The organism is Enterobacter cloacae complex sp. OE43NF, assembly GCF_023544405.1.
Lineage (GTDB): Bacteria > Pseudomonadota > Gammaproteobacteria > Enterobacterales > Enterobacteriaceae > Enterobacter > Enterobacter cloacae.
Window position 1 is genome coordinate 86401 of record NZ_JAMJFW010000001.1, and the last position, 12992, is coordinate 99392.

The following is a 12992-nucleotide window of genomic DNA, read 5'->3' on the forward strand; positions in this document are numbered from 1 at the left end:
TATTACAGGTACACAACCACATGTTGACTGAATTTTTAGTGGAGACGTTTAGATGGGTAAAATTATTGGTATCGACCTGGGTACTACCAACTCTTGTGTAGCGATTATGGATGGCACTACTGCACGTGTGCTGGAGAACGCCGAGGGCGATCGCACCACGCCTTCTATCATTGCCTATACCCAGGATGGTGAAACTCTGGTTGGTCAGCCGGCTAAACGTCAGGCAGTGACGAACCCGCAAAACACCCTGTTTGCGATTAAACGCCTGATCGGCCGCCGCTTCCAGGACGAAGAAGTTCAGCGTGACGTTTCTATCATGCCTTACAAAATCATCGCAGCAGATAACGGCGATGCATGGCTTGATGTGAAAGGCACCAAAACAGCACCACCTCAGATCTCTGCTGAAGTGCTGAAAAAAATGAAGAAAACCGCAGAAGATTACCTGGGTGAGCCGGTAACTGAAGCAGTTATCACCGTTCCTGCGTACTTCAACGATGCTCAGCGTCAGGCAACCAAAGATGCTGGCCGTATCGCAGGTCTGGAAGTAAAACGTATCATCAACGAACCAACCGCTGCTGCTCTGGCTTACGGTCTGGATAAAGAAGTTGGCAACCGTACTATCGCGGTTTACGACCTGGGTGGTGGTACCTTCGATATCTCTATTATCGAAATCGACGAAGTAGACGGCGAAAAAACCTTCGAAGTTCTGGCAACCAACGGTGATACGCACCTGGGTGGTGAAGACTTCGATACCCGTCTGATCAACTATCTCGTTGACGAATTTAAGAAAGATCAGGGCATTGACCTGCGTAACGACCCGCTGGCTATGCAGCGCCTGAAAGAAGCCGCTGAGAAAGCGAAGATCGAACTCTCTTCCGCTCAGCAGACCGACGTGAACCTGCCGTACATTACTGCAGACGCGACCGGTCCTAAACACATGAACATCAAAGTGACCCGTGCGAAACTGGAAAGCCTGGTAGAAGACCTGGTGAACCGTTCTATCGAGCCACTGAAAGTTGCACTGCAGGATGCTGGCCTGTCCGTGTCTGATATCAACGACGTTATCCTCGTTGGTGGCCAGACCCGTATGCCGATGGTTCAGAAGAAAGTGGCTGAATTCTTTGGTAAAGAACCACGTAAAGACGTTAACCCGGATGAAGCAGTGGCAATTGGTGCTGCGGTTCAGGGCGGCGTGCTGACCGGTGATGTTAAAGACGTTCTGCTGCTGGACGTTACCCCACTGTCTCTGGGTATCGAGACCATGGGTGGCGTAATGACGGCGCTGATCAGCAAAAACACCACCATCCCAACCAAGCACAGCCAGGTGTTCTCTACCGCTGAAGATAACCAGTCTGCGGTAACCATCCATGTGCTGCAGGGTGAGCGTAAGCGTGCGTCTGATAACAAATCTCTGGGTCAGTTCAACCTGGATGGTATTAACCCGGCACCACGCGGCATGCCGCAGATCGAAGTGACCTTCGATATCGATGCTGACGGTATTCTGCACGTTTCCGCGAAAGACAAAAACAGCGGTAAAGAGCAGAAGATCACCATTAAGGCCTCTTCCGGTCTGAACGAGGAAGAGATCCAGAAAATGGTTCGTGAAGCGGAAGCCAACGCGGAATCTGACCGTAAGTTCGAAGAACTGGTTCAGACCCGTAACCAGGGCGACCATCTGCTGCACAGCACCCGTAAGCAGGTTGAAGAAGCAGGCGATAAACTGCCAGCGGAAGACAAAACTGCTATCGAAGCTGCACTGAGCGCGCTGGAAACGTCTCTGAAAGGCGAAGACAAAGCGGATATCGAAGCGAAGATGCAGGAGCTGGCACAGGCTTCTCAGAAGCTGATGGAAATCGCTCAGCAGCAGCATGCCCAGCAGCAGGCAGGCGCTGACGCTTCAGCGAACAACGCGAAAGACGACGACGTTGTCGACGCTGAGTTCGAAGAAGTTAAAGACAAAAAATAATCGCCCTGATGCAGGGTAATTAATCGGCACGGGCGTAGGAGAACTCTCCACGCCCGTGCTCGCATGTTAAGGGGCTTAAAAAAACCAATGGCAAAGCAAGACTATTACGAGATTTTAGGCGTTCCGAAAACTGCGGAAGAGCGTGAAATCAAAAAGGCGTATAAGCGCCTGGCCATGAAATTCCACCCGGATCGCAACCAGGGTGACAAAGAGGCTGAAGCTAAATTTAAAGAGATCAAAGAAGCCTACGAAGTCCTGACCGATGCACAAAAACGTGCGGCCTATGACCAGTACGGTCACGCAGCCTTTGAACAGGGCGGCATGGGTGGCGGTGGATTCGGTGGCGGCGGCTTTGGCGGCGGCGCTGATTTCAGCGATATCTTTGGCGATGTTTTCGGCGATATCTTCGGTGGTGGCCGCGGTCGTCAACGCGCAGCGCGTGGTGCGGATCTGCGCTACAACATGGAACTGACGCTGGAAGAGGCCGTTCGCGGTGTCACCAAAGAGATCCGCATCCCGACGCTGGAAGAGTGTGACGTTTGCCATGGCAGCGGTGCGAAAGCGGGTACGCAGCCACAAACCTGTCCAACCTGTCACGGTTCCGGTCAGGTGCAGATGCGTCAGGGCTTTTTCGCCGTTCAGCAGGCATGTCCGCACTGTCATGGTCGTGGGACGCTGATTAAAGATCCATGCACCAAATGCCACGGCCACGGTCGCGTTGAGAAAACCAAAACCCTGTCCGTTAAAATCCCGGCTGGCGTAGATACGGGTGACCGCATCCGTCTGGCAGGTGAAGGCGAAGCAGGTGAGCACGGCGCACCAGCAGGCGATCTGTACGTTCAGGTGCAGGTGAAACAGCACGCTATCTTTGAGCGTGAAGGCAACAACCTCTACTGTGAAGTCCCGATCAACTTTGCTATGGCAGCGCTCGGTGGCGAAATTGAAGTGCCTACACTGGATGGGCGCGTGAACCTGAAAATCCCAGGCGAAACGCAGACCGGTAAGCTGTTCCGCATGCGCGGTAAAGGCGTGAAATCCGTTCGCGGTGGTGCGCAGGGCGACCTGCTGTGCCGCGTGGTGGTTGAAACCCCGGTTGGCCTGAACGACAAGCAGAAACAGCTGTTAAAAGAGCTGCAGGAAAGCTTTGGCGGCCCGACGGGTGAGAAAAACAGCCCACGCTCCAAAAGCTTCTTCGATGGCGTCAAAAAATTCTTCGATGATTTGACCCGCTAAATCGTTAGCTGGTAACTATCCTTTAAAAACCCGGAAGCGATTCCGGGTTTTTTATTTCTTGTTCGAAAGCTCGGTTAAACTGAGTATATATTCAATATTAATCTGTTTTTACCGATTTGTTTGCGCTGATATTATGGTTTTATCGAGGTATTGTTGTAAAAGAGAGAATTAACGTGAAATTACTACACCGTTTTTTTAGCAGTGAAGCATCCGGCGGCGTGATCCTGATTATTGCTGCTGCGGCCGCGATGCTGCTCGCCAACATGGGCATGACGCGCGATCTCTATCACGCATTTCTGGAAACGCCCGTCGAGCTTAAGGTCGGCGCGCTGGAAATTAACAAGAACATGCTGCTGTGGATCAACGATGCGCTGATGGCGGTGTTCTTCCTGCTGGTGGGGCTTGAGGTGAAACGTGAGCTGGTGATGGGCTCGTTAGCCAGCCGCCAGCGCGCAGCATTTCCGGTGATCGCCGCCATTGGCGGGATGGTCGTTCCGGCGCTGCTCTTCCTCGCGTTTGCCTGGCAGGATCCTGTCGCGCGTGACGGGTGGGCGATCCCGGCGGCAACGGATATCGCGTTTGCGCTTGGCGTTTTAGCGTTGCTCGGGAGCCGGGTTCCGGTTGCACTGAAAATCTTCCTGATGGCGCTGGCGATCATTGATGACCTGGGGGCTATCGTCATTATCGCGCTGTTCTACACCAGCGATCTGTCGATTCTGTCGCTGAGCGTGGCAGCAGGGGCGATTGCAGTCCTGGCGCTGTTGAACATTTTCAATGTCCGTCGCATTGGAATTTACATCCTTGTGGGGATGGTGTTGTGGACGGCGGTGCTGAAATCGGGTGTCCATGCCACGCTGGCCGGGGTGATCGTCGGCTTCTTTGTGCCGCTTAAGCCGCAGGAGGGTAAATCACCGGCCAAACAACTGGAGCATGTGCTGCACCCGTGGGTCGCCTTTATGATCCTGCCGCTGTTTGCGTTTGCCAACGCGGGTGTTTCCCTGGGAGGGGTTACGCTGGAGGGGCTCACTTCCGTGCTGCCGCTGGGTATTATTGCCGGGCTGTTTATTGGTAAACCGCTGGGGATCAGCCTGTTCTGCTGGCTGGCGCTGAAGTTTAAGCTGGCATCGTTGCCGAACGGCACAACATTTGGTCAGATTATGGCGGTCGGCGTGCTGTGCGGTATCGGATTTACCATGTCGATCTTTATCTCGACGCTGGCGTTTGGTGCAAACGCGCCTGAGCTGATTATCTGGGCAAAACTCGCCATTCTTATCGGTTCATTACTGGCCGCAGTTATTGGTTATACCTTATTGAAGGTGAAGTTGTCCGGGCAGGCCGTCCAGGCATAACGGAAAACCGGGAGGAGGTCATTCTTCTCCCGATACACTCAGGGAGAGAAGACGCGATGTCTCATTTGAATTACAACCATCTGTATTACTTCTGGCATGTTTACAAACAAGGCTCGGTGGTCGGGGCGGCAGAAGCTCTTTTTCTGACGCCACAAACTATCACCGGGCAAATCAAGGCTCTGGAAGAACGCCTGCAAGGCAAGCTGTTCAAGCGAAAAGGACGTGGCATAGAGCCAAGCGAGTTGGGTGAACTGGTTTTTCGCTATGCGGACAAGATGTTTACCCTGAGCCAGGAGATGCTGGATATCGTCAACTACCGCAAAGAGTCTAATTTGCTGTTTGACGTGGGCGTGGCGGATGCCCTCTCGAAACGGCTGGTGAGCGGCGTGCTGGATGCGGCGGTGGTTGAAGACGAGCAGATCCATTTGCGCTGTTTTGAATCCACACACGAGATGCTGCTGGAGCAGTTGAGCCAGCATAAGCTGGATATGATTATCTCGGATTGCCCCATCGACTCCACGCAGCAGGAGGGGCTGTTCTCGGTCAAGATTGGTGAATGCGGGGTAAGCTTCTGGTGCATTAACCCGCCTCCGGAAAAACCATTCCCTGCCTGTCTGGAAGAACGCCGCTTACTGGTGCCGGGAAGGCGCTCCATGCTGGGGCGTAAGCTGCAGAACTGGTTTAACTCTCAGGGGCTGAACGTGGAGATCCTGGGTGAGTTCGATGATGCAGCACTGATGAAAGCGTTTGGTGAGGCGCACAACGCAATCTTTGTTGCGCCGACGCTGTACATGCACGATCTCTATTCAGATAACAAGATTACCGAGATTGGCAGAGTCGATAACGTCATGGAGGAGTACCACGCCATCTTCGCCGAAAGGATGATTCAACACCCGGCGGTGCAGCGTATCTGTAACCGCGACTACTCGGCGCTGTTTACCCCGCCAGCAAACTGAAGGTATAAAAAAAACCCGCGTTAAGCGGGTTCTTTAAACAAGCAACAACAAGCGGCGATTAAGCCAGTTTGTTGATCTGCGCGGTCAGGTTTGCTTTATGACGCGCTGCTTTGTTTTTGTGGATCAGACCTTTAGCAGCCTGACGATCCACGATTGGTTGCATTTCGTTAAATGCGTTCTGCGCTGCAGCTTTGTCGCCAGCTTCGATTGCTGCGTATACTTTCTTGATGAAAGTACGCATCATAGAGCGACGGCTTGCGTTGTGCTTACGAGCCTTTTCAGACTGAACGGCACGTTTCTTAGCTGATTTGATATTAGCCAAGTCCAACTCCCAAATATGATCTATGTGGACAATTCAAAGGCCGAGGAATATGCCCTCTTTGCCTTCTTTTGTCAATGGATTTGTGCAAATAAGCGCCGTTAATTAGCGACGCTACGTTACGTAGTGATGGCGCAGGATTCTACCAGCTTGTCTTTCGTGAATACAGCTTTTCGGCATAAAAATCGCAGTTCCCGGACAGATTTTTTTGCTGTGAAAGGTCAGCATGATGAAATCATTACGGCTTTCTGTTTTGTGCAGACAATCGTCGGTTAACCTTAATCGCTGTACAAGGTATACTTTGGCGATTTTCACTGTTTTGAGCCAGACATGAAGCTGATACGCGGCATACATAATCTCAGCAAAGCCCCCCACGGGTGCGTGCTGACCATTGGTAATTTCGACGGCGTGCATCGTGGGCATCAGGCGCTGTTGCAGGGATTGCGTAAAGAAGGGGAGGCACGTGGCCTGCCCGTGGTAGTGATGATTTTCGAGCCGCAGCCGCTGGAACTGTTCGCGGGCGATAAATCGCCTGCCCGACTTACTCGCCTGCGCGAGAAGTTGCGCTATCTGGCACAGTCCGGTGTGGACTACGTATTGTGTGTCCGTTTTGATCGTCGTTTTGCCGCGCTGACAGCACAAAATTTCGTCAGCGACCTGTTGGTCAAGCGCCTTGGCGTGCAGTTTCTCGCCGTGGGTGATGATTTCCGCTTTGGCGCTGGTCGTCAGGGCGATTTCTTGCTATTACAGAAGGCTGGCCTGGAATATGGTTTTGACGTCACCAGCGCGATGACCTTTTGCGAAGGTGGCGTGCGCGTCAGCAGTACGGCGGTTCGTCAGGCGCTGGCCAATGATGAACTGGAGACCGCAGAGAATTTGCTGGGGCATCCGTTTACCATTTCTGGTCGTGTGGTTCATGGCGATGCGCTGGGCCGTACGATAGGTTTCCCGACGGCGAATATACCGCTGCGTCGTCAGGTCTCCCCGGTTAAAGGGGTATATGCGGTGGAAGTGGCTGGACTGGGCGAGAAACCTTTTTACGGTGTCGCCAATATTGGCACACGTCCTACGGTCGCCGGTGTGCGACAGCAGCTGGAAGTGCATCTGCTGGACGTTGTAATGGACCTCTACGGTCGCCATATAGATGTCATACTGCGTAAAAAAATACGCAATGAGCAGCGATTTGCCTCGCTGGATGAACTAAAAGCGCAAATCGCGCGAGATGAATTAACGGCCCGCGAGTTTTTTGGGCTTTGAACCCGGCTTAAATGCCTACGTGATAAATACGGAACCGAGAATCTGATGAGTGACTATAAATCAACCCTGAATTTGCCGGAAACAGGGTTCCCGATGCGCGGCGATCTCGCCAAGCGCGAACCGGGAATGCTGGCGCGTTGGACCGATGATGACCTGTACGGCATCATCCGTGCAGCCAAGAAAGGCAAAAAAACCTTCATTCTGCATGATGGCCCTCCATATGCGAATGGCAGCATTCATATTGGTCACTCTGTAAACAAGATTCTGAAAGACATTATCGTGAAGTCCAAAGGACTCGCGGGATATGACTCGCCTTACGTTCCGGGTTGGGACTGCCACGGTCTGCCGATTGAACTGAAAGTTGAGCAGGAGTTTGGTAAGCCGGGTGAGAAATTCACCGCGGCGGAATTCCGTGCAAAATGCCGTGAATACGCGGCCACTCAGGTTGACGGCCAGCGTGCAGACTTTATTCGTCTGGGCGTGCTGGGCGACTGGTCGCATCCGTACCTGACCATGGACTTCAAAACCGAAGCCAACATCATCCGTGCGCTGGGTAAAATCATCGGCAATGGCCACCTGCACAAAGGCGCGAAGCCGGTGCACTGGTGCGTGGACTGCCGTTCTGCGCTGGCAGAAGCAGAAGTTGAGTATTACGACAAAACCTCGCCTTCAATCGACGTGGCCTTCGAAGCGGTCGATCAGGATGCGATCAAAGGTAAATTCGGCCTGCCGGGCGTAAGCGGCCCGATCTCGCTGGTTATCTGGACCACCACCCCATGGACGCTGCCTGCTAACCGTGCAATCTCCCTCTCCGGTGAGTTCGAATATGCACTGGTTCAGATTGACGGTCAGGCGCTGATCCTGGCGAAAGATCTGGTGGAAAGCGTGCTGAAACGCGCGAACATCACCGACTACACCGTGCTGGGCACCGTGAAGGGCGACGCGCTGGAACTGATGCGCTTCAAACACCCGTTCCTGGACTTCGACGTTCCGGCAATCCTGGGCGACCACGTGACGCTGGAAGCCGGTACCGGTGCAGTACATACCGCCGGTGGTCACGGTCCTGACGACTACAACATCAGCCTGAAATACGGTCTGGAAATCGCGAACCCGGTTGGTCCGGACGGATCATACCTTCCTGGTACGTATCCATCGCTGGACGGTATCAACGTCTTCAAAGCGAACGACATCATCGTGGAGATGCTGCGTGAGCGCGGCGCGCTGTTGCACGTTGAGAAAATGCAGCACAGCTACCCGTGCTGCTGGCGTCACAAGACGCCGATCATCTTCCGTGCGACCCCACAGTGGTTCGTCAGCATGGATCAGAAAGGCCTGCGTGAGCAGTCTCTGAAAGAGATCAAAGGCGTGCAGTGGATCCCGGACTGGGGCCAGGCGCGTATTGAATCCATGGTGGCTAACCGTCCTGACTGGTGTATCTCCCGTCAGCGCACCTGGGGCGTGCCGATGTCGCTGTTCGTGCATAAAGAGACGCACGAACTGCACCCGAACACGCTGGAACTGATGGAAGAAGTGGCGAAGCGTGTTGAAGTTGATGGCATTCAGGCGTGGTGGGATCTCGATGCCCGCGATATCCTGGGCGCTGACGCGGACAACTACGAGAAAGTGCCAGATACTCTGGACGTGTGGTTCGACTCCGGGTCTACTCACGCCTCCGTGGTTGACGTGCGTCCTGAGTTTGCCGGTCACGCGGCTGATATGTATCTGGAAGGTTCTGACCAACACCGTGGCTGGTTCATGTCATCTCTGATGATCTCCACCGCCATGAAAGGTAAAGCTCCTTACCGTCAGGTACTGACCCACGGTTTCACCGTTGATGGTCAGGGCCGTAAGATGTCCAAATCTATCGGTAATACCGTTTCTCCGCAGGACGTGATGAACAAACTGGGCGCAGACATTCTGCGTCTGTGGGTGGCATCTACCGACTATACCGGCGAAATGGCGGTATCAGATGAGATCCTGAAACGTGCTGCTGACAGCTATCGTCGTATCCGTAACACCGCGCGCTTCCTGCTGGCGAACCTGAATGGTTTCGATCCGGCAAAAGACATGGTGAAACCGGAAGAGATGGTGGTGCTGGATCGCTGGGCGGTAGGCTGTGCGAAAGCGGCGCAGGAAGATATCGTTAAGGCATATGAGTCTTACGATTTCCATGAAGTGGTGCAGCGCCTGATGCGCTTCTGCTCCATCGAGATGGGCTCGTTCTACCTCGACATCATCAAAGATCGCCAGTACACCGCGAAAGCGGACAGCGTGGCGCGTCGTAGCTGCCAGACTGCGCTGTATCACATCGCAGAAGCACTGGTGCGCTGGATGGCGCCAATTATGTCCTTCACCGCGGATGAAATCTGGGGCTACCTGCCAGGTGAGCGTGAGAAGTATGTCTTCACCGGCGAGTGGTATGAAGGTCTGTTCGATCTCTCCACTACCGAAGCGATGAACGATGCCTTCTGGGACGAGCTGCTGAAAGTGCGTGGCGAAGTGAACAAGGTCATTGAACAGGCGCGTGCTGACAAGAAAGTCGGTGGTTCTCTGGAAGCGGCAGTGACCCTGTACGCAGAACCTGAGCTGGCGGCCAAACTGACGGCGCTGGGCGATGAATTACGATTTGTCCTGTTGACCTCCGGTGCGAAAGTTGCGGATTATGCCGACGCTTCTGCTGATGCTCAGCAGAGCGAACTGCTTAAAGGACTGAAAGTCGCACTGAGCAAAGCCGAAGGTGAGAAGTGCCCGCGCTGCTGGCACTACACCACCGATGTCGGCCAGGTGGCGGAACACGCAGACATCTGCGGACGCTGTGTAAGCAACGTCGCCGGTGACGGCGAAAAACGTAAGTTTGCCTGATGAGTAAAACTCTCTGTTCAACAGGACTGCGCTGGCTGTGGCTGGTTGTGGTGGTGCTGATTATTGATCTGGGCAGCAAGTTCCTGATCCTCCAGAACTTTGCTCTGGGGGATACGGTTCCGCTGTTCCCGTCGCTTAACCTGCACTATGCGCGTAACTACGGTGCGGCGTTTAGCTTCCTTGCTGACAGCGGTGGCTGGCAGCGCTGGTTCTTTGCGGGTATTGCTATCGGTATCTGTGTGGTGCTGGCGGTGTTGATGTACCGTTCGAAAGCGACGCAAAAGCTGAACAACATCGCCTATGCGCTGATCATTGGCGGCGCGTTAGGTAACCTGTTCGATCGCCTGTGGCATGGCTTTGTGGTCGATATGATCGACTTCTACGTCGGCGACTGGCACTTTGCGACCTTTAACCTCGCCGATAGCGCAATTTGTATCGGTGCGGCGTTAATCGTGCTGGAAGGTTTCTTGCCGAAACCCGCCGCGAAAGAGCAGGCTTAATTGTAAATGCCGGGTGGCGCTGCGCTTACCCGGCCTACAGAATTTGTGGCCTCCCGTAGGCCCGGTAAGCGCAGCGCCACCGGGCAACAGGTGACCCAAAACAAGCGAGCAATTTGCATGTCTAAATCCGTACAAAGCAATAGCGCGGTTCTCGTTCACTTCACGCTGAAACTGGATGACGGCTCAACGGCCGAATCCACCCGCAATAACGGCAAACCAGCCCTGTTTCGTCTTGGCGATACGTCGTTATCTGAAGGTCTGGAGCAGCAGCTTCTGGGTCTGAAAGAGGGGGAGAAGAAGGCGTTTACGCTGGAGCCGGATGCGGCGTTTGGCGTGCCAAGCCCGGATCTTATCCAGTACTTCTCTCGTCGTGAGTTTATGGATGCGGGCGAACCGGAAATCGGGGCGATTATGCTCTTTACCGCTATGGATGGCAGCGAAATGCCTGGCGTGATCCGCGAAATCAACGGCGACTCCATCACCGTAGATTTCAACCATCCTCTTGCCGGGCGCACCGTCCATTTTGATATTGAAGTGCTGGAGATCGATCCGGTACTGGAGGCCTGAAATGCAGATCCTGTTGGCTAACCCGCGCGGCTTCTGCGCCGGTGTAGACCGCGCTATCAGCATTGTTGAAAACGCGCTGGAGATTTACGGCGCGCCGATTTACGTGCGTCACGAAGTTGTACATAACCGTTACGTGGTCGACAGCCTGCGTGAACGCGGTGCAATCTTCATTGAGCAGATCAGCGAAGTGCCGGACGGCGCGATCCTGATTTTCTCCGCACACGGTGTCTCCCAGGCGGTACGTAACGAAGCGAAAAGCCGTGATTTGACGGTGTTCGACGCCACCTGTCCGTTGGTAACCAAAGTGCATATGGAAGTGGCGCGCGCCAGCCGTCGCGGTGAAGAGTCGATCCTGATTGGTCATGCGGGTCATCCGGAAGTCGAAGGCACCATGGGCCAGTACAGCAACCCGGAAGGGGGGATGTATCTGGTGGAGTCGCCGGAAGATGTTCTGACGCTGAACGTAAAAAACGAAGCCCGTCTGTCGTTCATGACGCAGACCACGCTTTCAGTTGATGATACGTCGGATGTGATTGACGCATTGCGCCAGCGTTTTCCGAAAATCGTCGGGCCGCGTAAAGATGATATCTGCTACGCAACCACTAACCGCCAGGAAGCAGTGCGTGCGCTGGCTGAGCAGGCGGACGTGGTGCTGGTGGTCGGCTCGAAAAACTCCTCTAACTCCAACCGTCTGGCCGAACTGGCGCAGCGCATGGGCAAGGCGGCGTTTCTGATTGACGACGCGACGGACATTCAGGAAGCGTGGGTGAAAAACGCGGCCTGTGTCGGTGTCACCGCAGGGGCTTCCGCACCGGATATCCTGGTGCAGAACGTGATCACCCGTCTGCAGGAACTGGGTGGTGGTGAAGCCGTTCCGCTGGAAGGCCGCGAAGAAAACATCGTCTTCGAAGTCCCGAAAGAGCTGCGTATTGATGCACGCGAAGTGGAATAATCCTTCTTCTGAGGAAAGGCCAGCACCTCCTGTGCTGGCCTTTTTTTTATCTGCTACTTTATCGTGACGACAAAATCATGTCTTTTACTGATATTTGAGTCCGTTTCACGTTAAATTCTAATTATCGGTGTTTTCAGTTGGCAGGCCTGACAAAGGCTGGTTAATCTGAAAACGGTTTACATCATTTTAACGTAAGAGAATAACTATGCATGATGCACAGATCCGTGTCGCTATTGCGGGCGCGGGTGGACGTATGGGTCGCCAGCTCATTCAGGCGGCACTTCAGATGGATGGCGTAGCGCTGGGCGCTGCACTGGAACGTGAAGGTTCATCGCTTCTTGGGGCCGATGCCGGTGAACTGGCAGGCGCGGGCAAGACGGGCGTTACCGTTCAAAGCAGCCTTGATGCGGTGAAAGATGATTTTGATGTGTTTATCGATTTCACCCGGCCAGAAGGCACACTGACCCATCTGGCATTTTGCCGTCAGCACGGCAAAGGCATGGTGATTGGCACCACCGGGTTTGATGAAGCCGGTAAACAAGCCATTCAGGATGCGTCACATGAGATTGCTATTGTCTTCGCTGCTAACTTTAGCGTGGGCGTCAACGTTATGCTTAAGCTGCTGGAGAAGGCCGCAAAAGTGATGGGCGATTATACCGACATTGAGATTGTCGAAGCTCACCACCGTTACAAGGTCGATGCTCCCTCCGGCACGGCGCTGGCAATGGGCGAAGCGATTGCGCATGCACTGGATAAAGATTTAAAAGACTGCGCGGTATATACCCGCGAAGGCCATACGGGCGAACGTGTCCCGGGAACGATTGGTTTCGCAACCGTGCGTGCGGGTGACATCGTCGGGGAACATACTGCGATGTTCGCCGATATTGGAGAACGTGTAGAGATCACGCATAAAGCATCCAGCCGCATGACATTTGCCAATGGTGCCGTTCGCTCCGCTTTGTGGTTAAAAGGCAAAGAAAATGGTCTTTTTGATATGCGTGATGTGCTCGATCTCAACAATTTGTAAGAGA

At 53.9% G+C, this 12992-nt stretch carries 11 protein-coding genes and 1 pseudogene; 11 read left to right on the top strand and 1 reads right to left on the bottom strand.

The genetic code is table 11. From position 1 onward, the window contains the following. Positions 1–52 precede the first annotated feature (52 nt). The 4 genes from dnaK (at position 53) to nhaR (ending at position 5504) form a co-directional block, all read left to right on the top strand. Positions 53–1966, top strand: a complete 1914-nt coding sequence (gene dnaK, locus M8370_RS00455; RefSeq protein ID WP_013095521.1) for a molecular chaperone DnaK — start codon at positions 53–55, stop codon at positions 1964–1966. A gap of 87 nt (positions 1967–2053) precedes the next feature. After that, on the top strand, positions 2054–3199 hold the full coding sequence (gene dnaJ, locus M8370_RS00460) for a molecular chaperone DnaJ (RefSeq protein WP_014830600.1): 1146 nt from the start codon (positions 2054–2056) through the stop codon (positions 3197–3199). Positions 3200–3372: 173 nt separating this feature from the next. Continuing rightward, a complete protein-coding gene (nhaA, locus tag M8370_RS00465; protein WP_038981162.1) occupies positions 3373–4548 on the top strand; it encodes a Na+/H+ antiporter NhaA in 1176 nt (391 codons plus the stop codon). A 56-nt stretch (positions 4549–4604) separates the two neighbouring features. Then, the gene (nhaR, locus tag M8370_RS00470) at positions 4605–5504 is read left to right on the top strand and encodes a transcriptional activator NhaR (protein ID WP_020688469.1); all 900 of its coding nucleotides are present in this window, start codon (positions 4605–4607) and stop codon (positions 5502–5504) included. 58 nt (positions 5505–5562) lie between these two features. Here nhaR and rpsT read toward each other — a convergent pair whose 3' ends face one another. Then, positions 5563–5826, bottom strand: coding sequence for a 30S ribosomal protein S20 (gene rpsT / locus M8370_RS00475; RefSeq protein WP_003856458.1), 264 nt, complete (start codon positions 5824–5826; stop codon positions 5563–5565). 101 nt (positions 5827–5927) lie between these two features. On the opposite strand from rpsT, the pseudogene M8370_RS00480 reads away from it, so the two are divergent. The 7 genes and pseudogenes from M8370_RS00480 (at position 5928) to dapB (ending at position 12988) form a co-directional block, all read left to right on the top strand. Then, positions 5928–6146 (top strand): annotated as a pseudogene (locus M8370_RS00480) (DUF2575 domain-containing protein). 7 nt (positions 6147–6153) lie between these two features. Continuing rightward, on the top strand, positions 6154–7080 hold the full coding sequence (ribF, locus tag M8370_RS00485) for a bifunctional riboflavin kinase/FAD synthetase (RefSeq protein WP_020688470.1): 927 nt from the start codon (positions 6154–6156) through the stop codon (positions 7078–7080). A 45-nt stretch (positions 7081–7125) separates the two neighbouring features. After that, positions 7126–9942: an isoleucine--tRNA ligase gene (ileS, locus tag M8370_RS00490; protein ID WP_013095526.1), complete on the top strand. Its 2817-nt coding sequence runs from the start codon at positions 7126–7128 to the stop codon at positions 9940–9942. Further along, positions 9942–10442 carry a signal peptidase II gene (gene lspA / locus M8370_RS00495; RefSeq protein WP_013095527.1) on the top strand — a complete coding sequence of 167 codons (501 nt, stop codon included), beginning with the start codon at positions 9942–9944 and terminating at the stop codon, positions 10440–10442. Before ileS ends, lspA begins: the two co-directional genes overlap by 1 nt. A 117-nt stretch (positions 10443–10559) precedes the next feature. Next, entirely contained in the window at positions 10560–11009 is a 450-nt protein-coding gene (fkpB, locus tag M8370_RS00500) for an FKBP-type peptidyl-prolyl cis-trans isomerase (RefSeq protein ID WP_250020363.1), read from the top strand. 1 nt (position 11010) lies between these two features. After that, the gene (gene ispH / locus M8370_RS00505; RefSeq protein WP_013095529.1) at positions 11011–11961 is read left to right on the top strand and encodes a 4-hydroxy-3-methylbut-2-enyl diphosphate reductase; all 951 of its coding nucleotides are present in this window, start codon (positions 11011–11013) and stop codon (positions 11959–11961) included. Between the two features lie 205 nt (positions 11962–12166). Further along, positions 12167–12988 carry a 4-hydroxy-tetrahydrodipicolinate reductase gene (gene dapB / locus M8370_RS00510; RefSeq protein ID WP_013095530.1) on the top strand — a complete coding sequence of 274 codons (822 nt, stop codon included), beginning with the start codon at positions 12167–12169 and terminating at the stop codon, positions 12986–12988. Positions 12989–12992 lie beyond the last annotated feature (4 nt).